Below are 17,068 nucleotides of genomic sequence, written 5' to 3'. Positions count from 1 at the left end.
TCGTTCGGGGTCGACCTAATGAGCGTGCTTTATCGCGCAGCGAAAATCGCCGAACAGGCTCATGCCGGGCAGACGGACAGGACAGGGCGGCCTTATATCGAACATTGCCGCCGGGTCGTCGATGCCGTCGAAACGCTCGACCAGAAAGCCATCGCCTATCTTCACGACGTCATCGAAAAAGGCGACGGCTGGAACCGCGACCGGCTTGAGGCGGCCGGGTTCGGGCCGTCCATCGTATCGGCCGTCGACGCCATACGCGGCTGCCGAACGAGGGCGATGCCGCGTTCGTTCGCAGGGCTGCGGCCAACCCGCTGGCATTGCCGGTCAAGCACGCCGATCTCGCCGACAATCTATGGCAGGCACGGCAGATCGGTGCCTCGACAGCGAAATACGAAGACGGCCTGCGCATTCTCAGGGAAGAGTTCGCGAGCTGACGGACAGCTGGCGGCTGTCGCCGATGTGGGGTCTACTCGGTGACGTGCGGCGTGTGCCGCTTGTCTTCCGCGGGATCGGCGTCGATCCGCGCCCTGCCGGGATCGAACGCACCATGGCGGGCGATCGCCAATGCCGGGGTGTCGGGCGTCTCGTAGGCCCACATGAAGTCTTCTGCCGACGAACCGACCGCATGAACACGCCAATAGCTTGCCGTGCCCTTCAGCGGGCCGTGGCTCGTCGTGTTCGTCTTCTCCAAGAGGTCGAAATAGATGTCCTCGAAGGGTATGTAGAAAACAGGATCATGGCCGTCTTCATAGAGCACCTTTGCCCGCTCGCTCGACGCAATAATGGCATCGGAGAACCGAACGGTTACGGTTCCATCGAACGGGACAATCCTGAGCGGGCCTGGGCGGGGGGCGGAATCTGCGGCTAAGGACTGCATTCGACTTCTCCGTTGACTGCGCTGCCTTCCCGAAACGTACTATCGCCGGTCAGGGTTCCAGTTCTACGCTTCTCCTCTTCCGAAACTGTCGAGGAACCCGACAAGGTGATCGGCAACGCGCTCGGGTGCTTCGCGCGTCGGAAAGTGGCCGATGCCAGCCAGAAGCTGGCGCTCGTAATGGCCCGTGAAGTATCGTTCCTTGCCTTCGGACGATTGCGGCAGCACAACGCGGTCGGCATCGCCGTGGATCGTCAGAGTAGGCGCGGGAATGGACTTGGCGGAAATCTGGCGCCGGGCAAGATCGGCGTAGCGCGGATCGGGATCGGCTTCGCCCCAGCGAACCCTGTAGGAGTGCAACGTCACGTCGGCCCAATCGGGATTTTCGAAGGAAGCGGCAACGCTGTCAAAAAGCTCTTCCTCGAACCAGCCGGGCGGGCTCCAGCTTTCCCATTGAAAATGCGCGAACGCCTTGCCTTGCTGGCGAACGATCTCGGCGCCGCGATCCGTTGCCATGAACCATTGGTACCAGAATGCCCTGACCTGGTCCAACGGCGGCGTTGCGAATTCGCCCGGCTGCCAGCCAAGCGACAATGCCGAGCAGCAGCGTATCCGTTCGGGAAATACCGAGGCGAGCAGGTAAGCGATCCGAGCGCCCCAATCGTGGCCGACGACCGCAAAACGGCCGAGGGCAAATGCGTCGGCGAAATCGATCACGTCCTGAGCCATGGCGGCAATTTCACCGGATCGCATGGTCTCGTCCGACAGGAAGGTGGTTTTGCCGAACCCACGCAGCCACGGCGCAAAGGTGCGGAAACCAGCACGATGCAGGACAGGCGCAATGCGCGTGAAGGTGGTTGCGTCGTCCGGCCAGCCGTGGAGAAGCAGGACGGGCGCGCCGGCTCCAGGGCCGCCAGCGATGTACGCGATGCGCAGCAACGGCGTGGTGCAGAAGGCGGGTGTTTCCATGATCCGGCCATCCCGTTTCGATCACGCCGCATGGCGTCAGATCGTTTTCGGCGCAAGTTTGCTGAACCGCGCGCGGCTGCGATTGTTCCATGACAGAGGCAGACTTCCGGTGAAACCTCACCGCTGCTCGCGGTGGAAGAAGACCGACGGGAACAGTTCTGCAAGGTCGTCGTTGTTTCAGACCTCCGCACGCGCCATAATCGCAATGGCCGCCACTCGCCGACTCAACAGCAAATGGACCACATGCTGGATCGATCGCCTACCCTCCCAAGGTCGCTTGGCGCTGCGCTGCGAAGGGAAGTGCCGCGGTTTGCGGCACCCGGCAATGAAATTTCATGCACTACGGTTGCATCCTACAATGTACATAAATGCGTCGGCACCGACGGCAGGTTCGATCCGGAGCGGGTCGCGGCCGTGGTCAAGGAACTCGACGCCGATATCATTGCTTTGCAGGAGGCCGACGAAAGAACCGGAAGCAGGCAGGGATTGCTGGATCTCGCAGCACTCGAGCGCGACAGCGACCTCGTCCCCACACACATCCCGGAAAACCGCCGCAGCCATGGCTGGCATGGAAATCTGATCCTGGCACGCCGCGGCGTGGTCGAAAGCGTGAACCAGATCCGGCTGCCCGGCCTGGAGCCGCGCGGCGCGGTCATCGCGGACCTGGAGCTGAAGGGCGTCTCGCTCAGGATCATAGCCGCACATTTCGGCTTGCTGCGGCGCTCGCGCTCGCAGCAGGCCAACGCGCTGGTCGAAGCCACGCACCCGGTTCTGCGGCCAACAATCCTGCTCGGCGACCTCAACGAATGGCGGGTCCGCAACAGGTCTTCGCTGCTGGCCCTGCTGCCGCATTTCGGTCCGATCGATGCGGTTCTGCCGAGCTTTCCGTCGCGCTTTCCGCTGTTTGCGCTCGACCGCATCCTGGCCAGGCCGCCGCACCTGATTTCCAGCATCGAGGTGCACAAGACGCCGCTGGCGCAGCGGGCTTCCGATCATCTGCCGATCAAGGCCCGGCTGAACCTGGACGCGATACGGCAGCCGCGACTGCAACCAGAATGAACCTGAAGGGTTGTTAGTCAGATTTCAGACGGTTTGCTTCGCTGATGTTTGTCGGTGCACTTTATGGATACAGCCATTTCGCGGTTTGCCCGGGACAAGATCGCTGCCGGCAATAGCGGGCTGGTGCTGATCGCCGACAATTATGACGCGTTTGCCGCACGAATCCTTGCCGCGCGCAGTGCCACCAGCAGCCTCGACCTGATGTACTATCTCTGGCACGACGACCATAGCGGCCGGCTGCTGATGCAGGAGGTCGTCAAGGCGGCGGAGCGCGGTGTCCGCGTCCGCATGCTGCTGGACGATATAAATCCGCGCAACAGCGACGCCGCTTACCTGGCGCTCAACAGCTACAAGAACATCGAGCTGAGGCTGTTCAACCCCAGCGGCATGAGGAACGGCAGCATCTTTCGCTCGCTGGAGATGGTCGCCCGGCTGTTTGCGATGACCCGCCGCATGCACAACAAGGCCTGGATCGCCGACGGGAGCCTGGCCATCGTCGGAGGAAGAAATATCGGCGATGCCTATTTCGACGCCGCGGAGACAAATTTCCGTGATCTCGACCTGTTGCTTCTCGGTCCTGCCGTAGGGCAGACGATGCAGATCTTCGAGGCGTTCTGGAATTGCGAGGCGGCAAAGCCGATCCAGCTGCTCAATCCGGCTGCGGTGGGCTCGCGCGCCGATTTCCTCGACAATCTCGATGCGACCGCGGACGGCCAGCTTTTGAACAGCCTCAGTGCCTGGCGCACGATCACGGAGTTCATTGCAGCGCACAGCGACGTCTGCTGGACGAAAGGCGTTCGCGTCATTTCCGATCCGCCGGAAAAGGTGCGCGGCAAGCGGCGTAGGAACTGGCTGACCAAAGAGCTGCTTCCCGCTATCGCGGCGACCAGGCAGCGCCTCGAAATTGTCTCGCCCTATTTCATCCCCGGCCGCACCGGGTTGGCCATCCTGTCGAAGCTGGTGGATCGTGGCGCCGAGGTTGCAATCCTCACCAACTCGCTCGCCGCGACGGACGTCGCCGCCGTGCACGGCGCCTATGCCAAATACCGCCGCAAGCTGCTTAAAAAAGGTATCCAGCTTTTCGAATTGCAACCCTTCAACCGCCAGGCCAACATCTCCGTTTTCGGCTCAAAGGGAGCCAGCCTCCATACCAAGGCCTTTACGGTCGACGACACGCTGGGGTTTGTCGGTTCCTTCAATTTCGATCCGCGTTCGGTGTCGTTGAATGCGGAAATGGGCGTGCTTTTCCACGATGCCAATCTGGTGATGGAGTTGCGCCGGCTGTTCGAGCACGAAAAGTCACCGCAGACGAGCTATCAGCTGGTCCTGGACAAAGGCGCCTTGCGGTGGCTCGGCATGGCGGATGGCGAGATGCGGCAATGTTCGCGTGAACCGGAGGCCAGTCTCTATCGGCGCATCGTTGCAGCGCTGGTTGGCTGCCTGCCGATCGAATCGCAATTGTAGAAGCGACGGATTTGTCGGAACGCAACTCTTTGTCGGAACGGAAATGCGGGACCACGAGTTGTAACCGTTGTCCGGAGCATGCCGATGAAGACCACGATATACAGTTTTCTTGCCGAGCTCTTGCCGTTCTGGATGGCGCATAAACGCAAAATGCGCGCCGACCGCGCCGCTGAGCGGCCGGCACGACCGGCTGCTGCCGATGACGATGGTCGGCCGACAAGCGATCCGAATCGAGCAACACCGGCGCGTCGGCGCAACACGTCTTAGGGCGGGATGCTTTCAAATTAGATCCCGCTCCAACTGTCTGGTTAGACGCAATTCCGCGACGCCAAGTGATTCCATTTGGCTGCAGAAGCTCCAGTTCCTAGCAATCACGCTATCGTCAAGTATCGCTACCCGAAATCCGGCGTTGCCAAGCATCCATTTTGCAGCACGTACGTTAATGTGCACTACAGGGTTGCCGCTATAGGTGAGCGCCATGAGTGACAGTGCGATAGAATTCTTGCAGGACTGGATCCACGAAAACGTTCATGTGCCGCCGCCTCCGATCAGGCTTGAAAGGGAGGCGGAAATCCTCGCCAGGGAATGCAAGGAAGAGGCGGCCGACGCCGGCGTACCCATCGAAGACATCGAGGAAGAGGTTGGCGACCTCAAGGATCTGCTCGTCGCCAAGCTCGAAGACGCAGCCGAGGACGAGGCCAGGCAACTCAATGGCAATGGCCATGGCCAAAAGATTTCTACGTCAGCGGCCGAGCAAAAGCCGGCCCTGTAAGGCCGGTCCGAGCGCAGGCAAGGCATCACGAGGTGCGCCGCTTCGGCCTATTGTCCGATCAGCGTCAGCCCGAACAGGATCATCAGCCAAAACCCGGCAGCAGCGACCGCAAGACGCGGCAGGACGCCGTCGCTGGCCAGATGCATGAACAGGATGGCGATGACGGCGGTCTTGGCCGCGGCGATCACCAGATTGAGTGCCGAATTGAAGCCGCCGAGCGCGAGGAAGGACGAGCCGACGGTCAGGGCCAGCAAGGCTAAAAGCCCGATATAAGCAAGCGTGAGTTTGCGGAACTCGCTCATCTGTTGATCAGATAGAGGACGGGGAACAGGAAGACCCAGACGATATCGACGAAATGCCAATAGAGGCCGATTGCCTGCACGCGCCGGAACCGGCTGGCCTCGATCGTGCGTGGCCACAGCGCGAGGATGCCGCCGATGACGATTACGCCGCAAATCAGATGCAAGGCGTGCAGTGACGTCATCGCGAAATAGAGGCCGAAGAAGAATTCGGCATGAACAGGATCCGGGCCCTTATAGATGAAAGGTGCGCCGAGCACCGGCGCCAGCCCTTCGCTGAATTCCCTGGCGTACTCCGTCGCCTTGATCGCCAGGAAGACGACGCCGAGCAGCGCCGTCGCAGCCAATGCCCAGCCAGCGGCGCGCCATCGCCGCGCGGCCGTGTACATATGGGCGAGCGCCACAGCGAAACTGCTGGTGATCAGGACGACGGTGTTGGCCGTGCCCAACGGCAGCGACAGATGCTTCGCCGCCCCGGCGAAGGCGTCGCCATAACTCAACCGGGCAAACATGAAGACGAGCAGGATGGCGCCGAACAGCATCACCTCGGAGCCGATGAACACCCACATGGCAAAGCTGTCGGCTGCCGTTTCGCGAGCCGGCCGGTCGAAGGCGATGCTTGTCGTTGGTGACTTCAAACCAGATCCTCCACCGGGTCCGACCGTTTCTCGGTCAGGCCTTTCATCGGATAGTCGTAGGCTGGTCTGGTGACGGTCGGCATGCGATCGAAATTATGCGCTGGCGGCGGCGAGCTTGTTTGCCATTCCAACCCGGTCGCTCGCCACGGATTGGCCGGCGCCTGCGCGCCTCGAAACAGCGACCATGCCAAGTAGAGGAGCGGCATCAGATAGCCGATCGCCAGCACCACGGCGCCTGCCGACGACAGGATGTGCCAGAAAGCGAATTCCGGCGGATAGGTATGGTAGCGCCGCGGCATGCCCAGAAAGCCGAGCACATATTGCGGAAAAAAGGTCAGGTTGAAGCCGATGAAGGTGACCGCCGCGGCTATACGCCCCCAAACCTCCGAATACATTCGGCCGGTGAGTTTCGGCCACCAGAAATGCAGCCCTGCCATGTAGGCGGTCACCATGCCGCCGACCATGATGTAGTGGAAATGGGCGACGACGAAATAGGTGTCGTGAACGTGGACGTCGATGGCGAGCGCGGCAAGGAAAAGGCCGGCCAGCCCGCCGAAGGTGAACAATGCCAGGAAGAACAGCGCATAAAGCATCGGCGTCTCGAAGCTGATTTCGCCCTTGCGCAGCGTCAGGCTCCAGTTGAAGACCTTTATCGCCGATGGGATCGCGACGCAGAAGGACAGGAACGAAAACACCACGCCGGCATAGGCCGACTGCCCGCTGACGAACATGTGGTGGCCCCAGACGAGAAAGCCGAAGACGGCGATCGCCATCGAAGCCAGGGCGACGGCCTTGTAGCCGAACAGCGGCCGGCGGCTAAAGCAAGGCAGCACTTCCGAGACCACTCCCATACCTGGCAGGATCATGATGTAGACGGCGGGGTGCGAGTAGAACCAGAACAGATGCTGGAACAGCAGCGGATCGCCGCCGAGGGCGGGATTGAAGATGCCGATGCCGAAGACGCGCTCCAGCACGATGAGGATCAGCGATGCTGTAAGCACCGGCGTCGCCAGCACCATCACCAGGCTGGTGGCGTACAGGGTCCAGACGAAGATCGGCAGCCGGAACCAGGTGAGGCCAGGCGCTCGCAAGGTGTGGACGGTGACGATGAAATTGATGCCGGTCATGATCGTCGAAAAGCCGACGATGAAAACGCCGAATGCCGCGGTCGAGACAAACCCGTTGGCATAGAGCGTCGACAGCGGCGTGTAGAAGGTCCAGCCGGTGTCGACGCCGCCCAAAACCACCGAGGCGAGCGCGAACAGGCTGCCGAACATGAAGACGTACCAGCTTGCCAGGTTGAGCCGGGGAAAGGCGAGGTCGCGCGCGCCGATCATCAGCGGCAGCAGGAAATTGCCGAGCGTTGCCGGGATCGACGGCACCAGGAAGAACCACACCATGATGATGCCGTGCAGCGAAAACAGCCGGTTGTAGACATCGTCGGAGACCAGGTCGCCGGCCGGCGTCGCAAGCTCGATGCGCATCAGCACGGCAAAGGTTCCGCCGAGGAAGAAGAAGGCCGTCAGCGAGACGAAATAGAGCCACGCCACCCGTTTGTGGTCGGTTGTCAGCAGCCAGGAGCGCGGCCCGGCACCTTCTGCGAGATAGCTTGCCGACGCCAAATCGCTGCTCATTGCGGCGCCTCGTTTTTTGCCGCCGGTAACGAGGGAGATTGGAGCGATAGGGATTTGAGATAGGCCATCAGCATCTGCAGTTCGGCTTCGTCAACGAGACCGTCGAAGCTCGGCATCACCGGCTGGTAGCCGGCGGCGATTTCCTTGTTCGGGACAAGGATCGAATCGCGCAGATAGCGTTCGTCGGCGATGACCGTCTGCCGGTTGGCCAACGCCACCGGCTGGCCGAAAACCCCATCGAGGCCGGGCGCCCGCACCTTGCTGGAATTGCCGTGACAGCCGGAGCAGCCGAGCGCGCGGAACAGTTTCCCGCCGCTCGTGGCAAGGCTTTCGCCTTCACCTTGACTGCCGAGCCATGATGCATATTGCTCCGGCGCCAGCACCGTCACCCAGCCGCCCATCTCGGAATGCTGCGTGCCGCAATATTCGGCGCAGAACAGGTGATAACGCCCCGGCTGCGTGGCGATGAACCAGACATTGGCCGTGCGTCCGGGAACGGCATCCTGCTTGACCCGAAAGGCTGGCACGTAGAAGGAGTGGATGACGTCCTGTGATGCCAGCGACACCACCACCGCCTTGCCGACCGGCACGTGCAGCTCGTTGATCTCGCGCTGGCCGCCGGGATGGCGGAATTCCCACATCCATTGCTTGCCGAGGCCGGCGATCTCGACGGCGTCCGGTGGCGGACGGTCGCGCCGGACAAAAAGGACTGCGCCCCAGCCGAAGAAGATGAAGGCCATCACCAGGCTGGCAATGGTCCACGTCATCTCCAGCGGCAGGCTGCGGGCACGCGCCCCTGTACGGTCGGCTGCGGAGCCGATACGATATTTGACGGCGTAGCCGACAACGAGAACGGTCAGGAACAGGCCGAGCGCGAGTGCGAAAGCCAGCAATGTGTAGAACAAGGCATCGACGCTGCCTGCGATGGACGAGGCTTCCTGCGGGAAAAACCGGATGCCGAAGCTCACGCCCGCCTCCCGCGCGCCAGCAGTATGGCCGTCGCCAACCCCACCACCATGACGATGCTGGCGAGCTTCAACGCAGCCCAGATCGCCGGCGTATATCGCCCCTTGGACGCATCGAAGCCGGCGCAGAGCAGGAAGACATGATCGGCGATCGAGCCGAGCCTGCCGGAAGATGCCTCGACAAGGGCAAGCTCAAGATCGCGCGGCGTGAAGCTCAGCGCCGGCAGCACCTGCGCTATCCGGCCTTTTGGCGTCAGCGCGATGACCGCGATCGGATGGGCGAATTGGTCGATCCTGGCGCGGGTGTCGAAACTGATGCCGGCTTCCGCGGCAAGGGCGCCGCCGGCGCCGTCGGCACTGGTCAGGAACCGCCACGCCGACAGGTTCCTCGCGTCGGCCGCCGCGGCGACCGTGGCTTGCGCATCGCCCGCATCTTCGGGCGTGTCGGCGGCATCGATCGAGACGAACAAAGCGCGATAGGTGTCGGGGTCGAGCGAGGTCTTTTTCAAATCCGAGGCGACCGCCTGTTGGGTCACACCACAAAGGTTCGGGCATTTGTCGTAGCCGAAAATCAGCAGCGCCGGCCGGCCGGCAAGCATTTGGCCGATCGTGCGCTGCTCGCCGGACGCATCGCGAAACACCCGGTCGAGGCTGAGCTGCGCGCCGATCTCGGGATCGAAGGCCGGGCGTGCGAAAGCCATGGCCGGCAGTGCCGCGAGAAGGGAAAAAGCGGTTAGCCAGGCCTTCACGGCCGGCCTCCCTGGCCTGGCGCGGTCCGGCAGCGCGCGGCCTGTGGCGCGCGTGGTATCTCGGCCTCGACCAATCGGCAGTCGGCGCCGGCGGCCCGCGCCCGCGGCCCCCACTTCGGCAAACCATGGCTGACGATCGCCCACATGGCGTCCTCGATCGGAATGCGGGCAATGCCGGCGGTGCGGTCGACCCAGCCGACCTTGTTCAGCTCCTGCTCCTCCGCCTTGCGGAAGGCAGCGAGGTCGTCTTCTGGAAAGCGCTGCAAGGCTGGACTGGCCCGGTTGCCGACCGATGATGGCCCCGGCAGCGGCCCGAACGGCCTGGTGTCGAAGACGAGCCCGAGGACGATGACTGTTGCGGCCAGGAGCAGCAGCAGGCCGGCCGCGAAGGCAAGCAGCGCGCCCGGCCAGACGTCGCGCGTTTCGGGATGGCGGGCTGCCCTAGCCATGGACCGGCCTCCGGCACCAGAGGGCGATCCGGTCCGGCCGGCCAAGCGCGAAAAGCAGCAGCGCAAGCCAGAGGCCGCCAGCTCCTGCCAGCGCGGCAAGATCGTACCAGAATGCGATCACATTACCGTCCGCCAACGGCGGTCTGATCCGCCAGAGGACATCGACGTAGTGGCCGGCCAGCACGATGCCGCAGATCGACAGCAGGCCGGCATGGCTGCGCTTCAGATCCCGGCTGAGCAGCCCGGCAAAGGGGACCGCGAATTGCAGCGCAATCAGCAGCCAGAGCAGATACTGCCAGCCATTGCTGCTGCGGATGAGGTACCAACGGATCTCGTTCGGCAGGTCGCCGCCCCAGGTCACCAGCCATTGCATGAACGACAGGTAAGTCCAGAGCAACACGAAGCCGAACAGCATGTTGGCCAAATCCTCGCCGAGCGCGACATCCTCCTCGCCGCCCGGCATGACCTCGATCGAGCGGTTCACGCACAGTACCGTCATCGCCAGGGCGTAAGCGCCAACGACTTCGGCGGACGCTTCCAGCAGCGCATAGATGGTCGAGGAGAACTCCGGCTCAAGCGAGAGCATCCAATCGATGGCAAAGATCGTGACCGCCAGCCCATGCGCAATCAATCCAGCGGCATAGGCCTTGCCGCGGCCGGCGCTGCCACGGCCGCTATCGGTCGTTGTCCAGTCAAGCACGCGCCACGCCACCACCAGCCAGATCGCGGCGCAGGCGGCAAAGCGCAGCAAAAAGAACGGAACGTTCAGATAAGAGAATTTCTGGCGCACCGTCTCGGGCAATGCAGCCGCGTCGGCACTCGCCCAGGGAAAGACCAGGTCGAGCCTGAGCAGAACCGGCAGCAGCAGAAGCAGCGCCAGCGGCAGCGTCGCGACGAGAGCGCGCAGCGGCTGGCGGATTGCCTCGCCCCAGCGGCCGCCGGTCAGCCCATGCACGATCAGGATGGTCAGCGCCCCGAGCGGCAGGCCGAGCAGGAAGAGCGCCGCAGGCAGCCAGCCGGCCAATGTGGCTCTGAAGTCGAAGGCCAATCCCGTGGCGCAAAGCACAAGTCCGACGGCGGCCACAGCAAGCGCCGGCAGAATCAAACGTTCGGCGGCAAGCCGCATCATCGCCCGCATCATCGATCCGGCTCCGCATTGAGCTCGGCGCGGAGGCTTTCCGGCAGCTCGGCAATTGGTGCATCGCGCGAATATTGCAGGGCGCGGATATAGGCGACGATCGCCCAGCGGTCGGCAGGCGGGACACGCGCCGCGTAGGAATACATGGCGCCATAGCCGTTGCTGATGACGTCGTAGAAATGCCTGTCGCTCGCCTTGCGCAACGCGTCCTGGTGATAGGTCGGCGGCGCCGGAAAGCCCCGCTCGACGATCATGCCGTGGCCGTCGCCGGCGCGGCCGTGGCAAGGCGAACAGAAGATGTCGAAGCGTTGCTGGCCTCGCCGCAGCAGCGTCATCGTGACCGGATAGGGAAAAGTGTCGGGTACCGGCGAAAGATCGGCATCGCGTGCGACTGTGTCCTCGACCGGCGCCCGCGCCGACATGCCGTCGGCGAATTGGTTGCTGCTTTCGAGCGGATCGTAGCGCGGCTGGTCCTCCATGTCCTGCCGGCAGCCGGCGACCAGCAAGGCTGCCGACAGCAGGATCGTGCGCATGTTCACGCCTCCACCTCCTCGACGGTTTCGGCGCCGAGCCGTGTCAGCTGGCCCTTGGTCACGCCCTTGCGGAACTTCGGATCGGCGGCCTCGACGAGCAGATAGAACTTGCCGCCGCGCGCATAGGTGAAGCTCGTGGCGTTGAAGACCGGGTGGTAATATTCGGGCAGGCGATTGGCGGCCAGCATGCCGAAGAATGCGGCCAGCGCAGCGCCAAGTATCGCGGCCTCGAAGGCGATGACGAGAAAGGCCGGCCAGGAATGCAGCGGCCGGCCGCCGACATTGAGCGGAAAATCGATCTCGACCGAATAGAGGATCAGGCCATAGACAAACACCGCGCCGGCGACGGCGCCGCCAAGGATGGCCCATGGCAAGCGCGTCTTGCGCATGCCGAGCATGTCGGCCAGCCCATGCACATGGAACGGCGAGAACGCGTCCATGCGCCGGTAGCCGCGCGCCCGCATGGTGCGGACCGCCTCGGTCAGCGCTTCGGGATCGGCGAAAGCCGCAATGACGCCGTAAAGGCTCATCTTGCGCCGCCCCTCTCCCCGGCCAGCTCCTCGACCTCGAAAATGGTGATGGCCGGCAGGACGCGGATGAACAGGAAGACCAATGCGAAGAAGGTGCCGATCGAGCCGAACAGGATGCCGAAGTCGAGCCATCTCAGTGATTGTTCGCCCCAGGACGACGGCAGGTAATCGCGGCTTGGCCCGGTGACGACGATGACGTAGCGCTCGACCCACATGCCGACATTGATGATCAGGGCAATGGCGAACAGCACCGCCATGTTGAGGCGCACCCGGCGGAACCAGAGCAATTGCAAAACAGCGCCGTTGCAGGCGAGCATGGTCCAGAACAGCGGCGCATAAGGTCCGAAGGCGCGCTGCCACATCATCGTGCGCTCATAGGTTTCGCCCGAATACCAGGCGAAGAAAGCCTCGGAGGCATAGCCGTAGATGACGATCATGCCGGCGGCGATCATCAGCTTGGCGGCATTGTCCATGTGCCGCGGCGTGATCAGATCCTGGACCGAAAACGCCCAGCGCAGCGGGATGGCGATGGTAAGCACCATGGCGAAGCCGGACAGCAGCGCGCCGGCAACGAAATAGGGAGGAAAGATAGTCGAATGGAAGCCCGGCGTGATGGCGAAGGTGAAGTCGAGCGAGACGATCGAATGCACCGAGACGACCAGCGGCGTGGCCAGTGCCGCCATCAGGAAATAGACCGTCTGGTAGCGCGCCCAATGAAAGGCCGAACCGCGCCAGCCGAGCGCCAGTATCCCGTAGAACAGCTGCGCCGGGCGCGATTTCGCCCGGTCGCGCAGGACGGCGAGATCGGGCAGCAGGCCCATATACCAGAACATCAGCGAAACGCTGGCATAGGTGGCGATCGCCGCGAAATCCCAGACCAGTGGGCTGCGCCATTGCGGCCAATGCATATGCGTGTTGGGTAGCGGCAGCAGCCAGTAGAAGAACCACGGGCGGCCGAGATGCAGGATCGGGAAAAGCCCCGCCATCGCCACGGCAAACAGCGTCATCGCCTCGGCAAAGCGGTTGATCGAGGCGCGCCATGGTTGGCGCAGAAGCAGAAGCACCGCCGAGATCAGCGTGCCGGCATGGCCGATGCCAATCCACCAGACGAAATTGCCAATCATCGTGCCCCAGACAACCGGAATGTTGACGCCATAGGCGCCAACGCCGACCGAGATCAGATAGGTAATCGAATAGAGAAAGATGAGGACGAAGACGAAGCAGGCGAAAAACGCGGTCCAGAAATAGCGCGGCAGCCTGCCGTCGAGGACGATCGCACTGATACGGCCGCTGATCTCCGGAAGGTCGTGCCGGCCGCGCAGAACGGGCAGTGCGCCCGGTTTTCCAGCAATAGCCTCAGCCATCGGCTTTCCCGCCTGGCGAGAGACGGCCGTTGATATTCCTGATCTTGCCGAGATAGGTGGTGCGGGGTCGCGTGTTGAGGTCCTCGAGCAAGGCGTAGTGTTGCGGCGCTGCTTTTTCCTGCACGACAGCGGCGCCCTTGCTGTTGAGGTCCCCGAAAACGATCGCCTGTGTCGGGCAGGCCTGCTGACAGGCGGTCACCACTTCGCCGTCGGCGATGTGGCGGTTTTCGATCTGCGCCTTGATGCGTTTTTCGGAAATGCGCTGGACGCAGTAGGTGCATTTTTCCATCACACCGCGCGAACGGACGCTGACGTCTGGATTGTGCGCGGCCTGTTCCGGTCCGGCCGCATCCTTGTCGAATTCCTGGAAGTCCAGGAAGTTGAAGCGCCGCACCTTGTAGGGGCAGTTCTGCGAGCAGTAGCGCGTGCCGATGCAGCGGTTGTAGACCTGCGCGTTCAGCCCGTCATGGGTGTGGGTGGTGGCGTTGACCGGACAGACGACCTCGCACGGCGCCTTCTCACAATGCATGCAAGGCACCGGCTGGAAAAAGACGTCGGGATCGTCGAGCGGGCCGGAGTAGTAGCGGTCGATCCGCAGCCAATGCATCTCACGGCCGAGTGCCGACTCGTCCGGCCCGACGGTGGCGATGTTGTTTTCCGCCTGGCAGGCAGAAACGCAAGCCATGCAGCCGATGCATGCCGACTGGTCGATCGACATGCCCCAGGCTTCCTGGCTGTATTGCCAGTCGGGATAGAGCGATCCGGTTGGCGCGGGCGGGGCGCCGTCGCGCACGAAGTGTGGATTTTTGCGGAAGGCCTCGAGCGAGGCATGGCGAACGATCGCCCTGCCCTCCATCGCCTGATGGTGTTGCGTGGTGATGACCCGCGCACTGCCGTCCCGCGGCGCGACCGTGGCGCCATAGACGATCCAGGGAGCCTCGAGGCTTCGCAGCCTGTACGCGTCGTGGCCGTCGGCGAGTGCTGCCACCGAACCGAGCTTCCGGCCGAAGCCCAGAGCAAGTGTCACGGTCTCGTCGGGATGGCCAGGCATGATCCAGACCGGCGCATCGATGTCCGTGCCGTTCGAGGCGATATTGACGACCCGGGCGTTTTCCACCTGAAGCCGCCCCGCCGTCGCTGGCGACATCAGCGCTGCATTGCCCCAGACGATCTTGCTCAGTGGCCGCGGCAATTCCTGCAGCCAGGACGAGTTGGCATTGCGTCCGTCGCGCAGCCAGGGATCGGCGACGAAACGGATTTCGACGCCTTTGGCCGCTTCGACGCGCGGGTTCAGGCCGCGCAAATCCGCCGGCCTCGCAACATCGACTGGAGTGCTGGCACTGCCGGATACAAAGCCGTCGCGAAGCGCCTTTCGCCACGCGGGATCGTCCAGTGCTTGCGCCCAAGTCGTTTGTGCCCATGTCCGGCGGACGAGCGGCAGCGCAGAAACAGCTAATTCACCGCCAAGCACGGCCAGGATTTCATGCACCGCCCGCCCCTGGTAAAGCGGCCTGATCAGCGGCTGCACGATCGACGCGGTTCCGTCATGGGCGCGCAGGTCACTCCAACTCTCGAGATCATGCGCAGCAGGGACATGCCAGTGTGCGACGAAGGCGGTTTCGTCGCGGTAGAGACCCCAGTGGACAAGAAGCTTCAGCTGCGAAAACACGTCGCGGACATCGAGCCCCGCAGGTGCGGTGTGGAGAGGATTGGCGCCGAGTATGACAACGGTGTCGATATCTCGCGCGGCGATCGCCTGGCAAAGTGCAGCGAGGTCGCCCTCGATGGGCATCGCGTCGGGCGGCTCGATCAGTTCCACGGTGTTGCCAAGCGCACCAAGCCGCGCATTCATGGCAAGAGCCGCGGCATGGACGAACGGTGTTTGATGGGCGCCCGGCACGATCAGCGCCGAGCGGCCGGCCGCCTTCAGGTCGTCCGCAGTGGCAGCCAACCAGGCCGGGTCCAGTGCCAAGGCGCTTGGCGCCGCTTCGCCGCCAAGCACCGCGCTCAGCGCCGCGGCGACGGCTTCGACCTCGCTCGGCCGCACCGGCCTGCGGTGATCGGCGGCAGCGCCGGTGATCGTCGGCGTCGATTCCACCGCATAGACCCGGCTCATCGTATCGTCCGCCCGGCGCACGCGACGCCGCGCGGCAAAGTCACGGGCGTAAGCGAGACGGCCGGGGCCCTCGCCCAGGAAATCCGCGTCGAGACTGACAATCGCGTCGGCGCGATCGAACCGGTAGACCGGTGCAAGCGCCCTGCCGAAAAGAGTCTGCGTGGCTTCGGCGCCGGATGGCGTTGCCAGGGGATCGTGCTGGAACAGCCTCAGCCTGGGGTAGCGCGCGCGCAGCGCCTCGAGCTGCGCCTTCATGGTGGGCGAGGTCGTCGCCTCGATCAGCAGCGCCGCGCCGGCACCGCCTGAGCCGGCCAGCTGCGAGGTGAGCTCGGCCATGTCGGCAAGGAAGTCGCCATAGGCCGCCGGTTCGCCGTGTTTCAGCGGCATGCGCGAGCGATCGGGGTCGAAAAGCGACAGCACCGCCGCCTGCATGATGGCGTCCGTCGCACCGCGCGAGGCCGGATGGCCGGGATTGCCTTCCACCTTGGTCGGCCGGCCCTCATGGCTTTCGACCACCGCACCGATACCGTAGCCATCGCTCGAAAGCGTGGTCGCGTAATAAAGCGGCTTGCCGGGAACGATGTTTTCCGGCTGGCGGATATAAGGCAGGATGTCTTCGGCCCGGCTGCAGGCGGCAAGCCCGGCCAGCGTCAGCGATGCACCCATCAGCTTCAGCAGCGTGCGCCGGTCGAGCCGCGGGATGCGCTCGGCGATCGAGGGAAATTCGGCATCGACGAAGCGGCGGAATTCCGGCGTATCGGCGAGCTCGTCGAGGCTTCGCCACAGCTCCGGGCCGGGCGAAAGCCGTTCGCGCAGGCCGGCCATGTCTGGAGCCGCGATCGGTTTGTCAGCGGTGGCAGACATAACAGTCGGTCATGGTCTCGGGGTGGATATCGAGAAGGCTGATGAGTGACCGGCGGATTTCGGCGATGCCGGCCGGTGGCTTCCAGTGCATCAGGAACACGTCCTGCGGCGGACGCAAATTAGGCTCGGGATCGCGATGGCATGCCAGGCACCATTCCATCGATAGTGCGTGCGCCCGCCGCATCAGCGGCATGTCGTCGACCTCGCCATGGCACGTCTCGCAGGCGACGCCTTTAGCGATATGGATCGAATGATTGAAATAGACGAAGTCGGGGACACTGTTCACCTGCTGCCACTGCAATGGCTGCCCGGAAGCAAGGCTTGCCCGTATCGGCGCCAGCATGTCCGCGTTGGTGAACAGCTGCGAATGGCAGGTCATGCACACCTCGGTCGCCGGCAGACCCGCCGATGACGCAGTCTCGACGCCGCTATGGCAATAACGGCAATCGAGGCCGAGCTCGCCGACATGGTGCCTGTGGCTGAACGGCACTGGTTGCGCCAACGGCCGGCCAACGCCGGTGACGAAGTCCGAACGCAAGACGGCGGTACCGCCGAGAGCCGCAAAGATGGCCATGAAACACGCGCCCCACAGAGCGAAGCGTGAAATGCCGTTGGCACTCCTTGAAAAGACCTGCGGCATCCCCTCGCCGA

At 63.5% G+C, this 17,068-nt stretch carries 18 protein-coding genes and 1 pseudogene; 5 read left to right on the top strand and 14 right to left on the bottom strand.

What is annotated here, in order from left to right; translation table 11 throughout:
- Window positions 1-18: 18 nt before the first annotated feature.
- Window positions 19-434: pseudogene (locus NKI29_RS23290) on the top strand (HD domain-containing protein).
- A gap of 32 nt (window positions 435-466) precedes the next feature.
- Here the strand turns inward: NKI29_RS23290 and NKI29_RS23285 are convergent.
- Window positions 467-877, bottom strand: coding sequence for a DUF427 domain-containing protein (locus NKI29_RS23285; RefSeq protein WP_352473066.1), 411 nt, complete (start codon window positions 875-877; stop codon window positions 467-469).
- A gap of 63 nt (window positions 878-940) precedes the next feature.
- Entirely contained in the window at window positions 941-1,843 is a 903-nt protein-coding gene (locus tag NKI29_RS23280) for an alpha/beta fold hydrolase (protein ID WP_352571857.1), read from the bottom strand.
- A 243-nt stretch (window positions 1,844-2,086) separates the two neighbouring features.
- Between NKI29_RS23280 and NKI29_RS23275 the strand changes: the two genes are divergently transcribed.
- The 4 genes from NKI29_RS23275 to NKI29_RS23260 all read left to right on the top strand — a co-directional run bounded on the left by NKI29_RS23275 (window position 2,087) and on the right by NKI29_RS23260 (window position 5,138).
- Window positions 2,087-2,902, top strand: a complete 816-nt coding sequence (locus tag NKI29_RS23275) for an endonuclease/exonuclease/phosphatase family protein (RefSeq protein WP_023677076.1) — start codon at window positions 2,087-2,089, stop codon at window positions 2,900-2,902.
- A gap of 63 nt (window positions 2,903-2,965) precedes the next feature.
- Complete coding sequence (locus NKI29_RS23270; protein ID WP_352571858.1) at window positions 2,966-4,366, top strand: phospholipase D family protein; 1,401 nt, start codon at window positions 2,966-2,968, stop codon at window positions 4,364-4,366.
- A gap of 84 nt (window positions 4,367-4,450) precedes the next feature.
- On the top strand, window positions 4,451-4,633 hold the full coding sequence (locus tag NKI29_RS23265; protein ID WP_352571859.1) for a hypothetical protein: 183 nt from the start codon (window positions 4,451-4,453) through the stop codon (window positions 4,631-4,633).
- Window positions 4,634-4,844: 211 nt separating this feature from the next.
- Entirely contained in the window at window positions 4,845-5,138 is a 294-nt protein-coding gene (locus NKI29_RS23260) for a hypothetical protein (protein ID WP_352571860.1), read from the top strand.
- 47 nt (window positions 5,139-5,185) lie between these two features.
- Here NKI29_RS23260 and NKI29_RS23255 read toward each other — a convergent pair whose 3' ends face one another.
- From NKI29_RS23255 to NKI29_RS23200, 12 genes are read right to left on the bottom strand one after another with little or no spacing between them, the layout of a single operon-like run.
- Entirely contained in the window at window positions 5,186-5,440 is a 255-nt protein-coding gene (locus NKI29_RS23255) for a cytochrome C oxidase subunit IV family protein (RefSeq protein ID WP_023677081.1), read from the bottom strand.
- The gene (locus tag NKI29_RS23250) at window positions 5,437-6,075 is read right to left on the bottom strand and encodes a cytochrome c oxidase subunit 3 (RefSeq protein WP_352571861.1); all 639 of its coding nucleotides are present in this window, start codon (window positions 6,073-6,075) and stop codon (window positions 5,437-5,439) included. The genes NKI29_RS23255 and NKI29_RS23250 overlap by 4 nt, the downstream gene beginning before the upstream one ends.
- A complete protein-coding gene (gene ctaD / locus NKI29_RS23245; RefSeq protein ID WP_352797311.1) occupies window positions 6,072-7,709 on the bottom strand; it encodes a cytochrome c oxidase subunit I in 1,638 nt (545 codons plus the stop codon). The genes NKI29_RS23250 and ctaD overlap by 4 nt, the downstream gene beginning before the upstream one ends.
- A complete protein-coding gene (gene coxB / locus NKI29_RS23240) occupies window positions 7,706-8,677 on the bottom strand; it encodes a cytochrome c oxidase subunit II (protein ID WP_352620771.1) in 972 nt (323 codons plus the stop codon). The genes ctaD and coxB overlap by 4 nt, the downstream gene beginning before the upstream one ends.
- A complete protein-coding gene (locus NKI29_RS23235) occupies window positions 8,674-9,423 on the bottom strand; it encodes an SCO family protein (RefSeq protein WP_352457816.1) in 750 nt (249 codons plus the stop codon). Before NKI29_RS23235 ends, coxB begins: the two co-directional genes overlap by 4 nt.
- Window positions 9,420-9,872, bottom strand: a complete 453-nt coding sequence (locus NKI29_RS23230; protein ID WP_352797308.1) for a hypothetical protein — start codon at window positions 9,870-9,872, stop codon at window positions 9,420-9,422. Before NKI29_RS23230 ends, NKI29_RS23235 begins: the two co-directional genes overlap by 4 nt.
- Window positions 9,865-11,013: a hypothetical protein gene (locus tag NKI29_RS23225; protein WP_352571865.1), complete on the bottom strand. Its 1,149-nt coding sequence runs from the start codon at window positions 11,011-11,013 to the stop codon at window positions 9,865-9,867. The genes NKI29_RS23230 and NKI29_RS23225 overlap by 8 nt, the downstream gene beginning before the upstream one ends.
- Window positions 11,010-11,543 (bottom strand): c-type cytochrome, encoded by a 534-nt coding sequence (locus NKI29_RS23220; protein WP_352457837.1) that lies wholly within the window; start codon window positions 11,541-11,543, stop codon window positions 11,010-11,012. Before NKI29_RS23220 ends, NKI29_RS23225 begins: the two co-directional genes overlap by 4 nt.
- A gap of 2 nt (window positions 11,544-11,545) precedes the next feature.
- Window positions 11,546-12,073 (bottom strand): DUF3341 domain-containing protein, encoded by a 528-nt coding sequence (locus NKI29_RS23215; protein WP_352457813.1) that lies wholly within the window; start codon window positions 12,071-12,073, stop codon window positions 11,546-11,548.
- Entirely contained in the window at window positions 12,070-13,437 is a 1,368-nt protein-coding gene (gene nrfD, locus NKI29_RS23210; protein ID WP_352571866.1) for an NrfD/PsrC family molybdoenzyme membrane anchor subunit, read from the bottom strand. The genes NKI29_RS23215 and nrfD overlap by 4 nt, the downstream gene beginning before the upstream one ends.
- Window positions 13,430-16,417, bottom strand: a complete 2,988-nt coding sequence (locus tag NKI29_RS23205; RefSeq protein ID WP_352797305.1) for a TAT-variant-translocated molybdopterin oxidoreductase — start codon at window positions 16,415-16,417, stop codon at window positions 13,430-13,432. Before NKI29_RS23205 ends, nrfD begins: the two co-directional genes overlap by 8 nt.
- Complete coding sequence (locus NKI29_RS23200; protein ID WP_502896720.1) at window positions 16,401-17,057, bottom strand: cytochrome c3 family protein; 657 nt, start codon at window positions 17,055-17,057, stop codon at window positions 16,401-16,403. Before NKI29_RS23200 ends, NKI29_RS23205 begins: the two co-directional genes overlap by 17 nt.
- Between the last annotated feature and the right edge of the window lie 11 nt (window positions 17,058-17,068).

Source organism: Mesorhizobium sp. M0678, from assembly GCF_040320505.1.
Classification (GTDB): domain Bacteria; phylum Pseudomonadota; class Alphaproteobacteria; order Rhizobiales; family Rhizobiaceae; genus Mesorhizobium.
The sequence above is the reverse complement of the archived record's forward strand: the minus strand, read 5'-3'. Positions and strand labels throughout refer to the sequence as shown.

Bases quoted from the DNA above. Each gene is read 5' to 3' on its own strand.
- NKI29_RS23220 (WP_352457837.1), bottom strand. From the start codon at position 11,543: ATGCGCACGATCCTGCTGTCGGCAGCCTTGCTGGTCGCCGGCTGCCGG.
- NKI29_RS23270 (WP_352571858.1), top strand. From the start codon at position 2,966: ATGGATACAGCCATTTCGCGGTTTGCCCGGGACAAGATCGCTGCCGGC.
- NKI29_RS23285 (WP_352473066.1), bottom strand. From the start codon at position 877: ATGCAGTCCTTAGCCGCAGATTCCGCCCCCCGCCCAGGCCCGCTCAGG.
- NKI29_RS23230 (WP_352797308.1), bottom strand. From the start codon at position 9,872: ATGGCTAGGGCAGCCCGCCATCCCGAAACGCGCGACGTCTGGCCGGGC.
- NKI29_RS23225 (WP_352571865.1), bottom strand. From the start codon at position 11,013: ATGATGCGGGCGATGATGCGGCTTGCCGCCGAACGTTTGATTCTGCCG.
- NKI29_RS23260 (WP_352571860.1), top strand. From the start codon at position 4,845: ATGAGTGACAGTGCGATAGAATTCTTGCAGGACTGGATCCACGAAAAC.
- NKI29_RS23265 (WP_352571859.1), top strand. From the start codon at position 4,451: ATGAAGACCACGATATACAGTTTTCTTGCCGAGCTCTTGCCGTTCTGG.
- NKI29_RS23215 (WP_352457813.1), bottom strand. From the start codon at position 12,073: ATGAGCCTTTACGGCGTCATTGCGGCTTTCGCCGATCCCGAAGCGCTG.
- NKI29_RS23205 (WP_352797305.1), bottom strand. From the start codon at position 16,417: ATGTCTGCCACCGCTGACAAACCGATCGCGGCTCCAGACATGGCCGGC.
- nrfD (WP_352571866.1), bottom strand. From the start codon at position 13,437: ATGGCTGAGGCTATTGCTGGAAAACCGGGCGCACTGCCCGTTCTGCGC.
- NKI29_RS23200 (WP_502896720.1), bottom strand. From the start codon at position 17,057: ATGCCGCAGGTCTTTTCAAGGAGTGCCAACGGCATTTCACGCTTCGCT.
- NKI29_RS23275 (WP_023677076.1), top strand. From the start codon at position 2,087: ATGCTGGATCGATCGCCTACCCTCCCAAGGTCGCTTGGCGCTGCGCTG.
- NKI29_RS23280 (WP_352571857.1), bottom strand. From the start codon at position 1,843: ATGGAAACACCCGCCTTCTGCACCACGCCGTTGCTGCGCATCGCGTAC.
- ctaD (WP_352797311.1), bottom strand. From the start codon at position 7,709: ATGAGCAGCGATTTGGCGTCGGCAAGCTATCTCGCAGAAGGTGCCGGG.
- NKI29_RS23255 (WP_023677081.1), bottom strand. From the start codon at position 5,440: ATGAGCGAGTTCCGCAAACTCACGCTTGCTTATATCGGGCTTTTAGCC.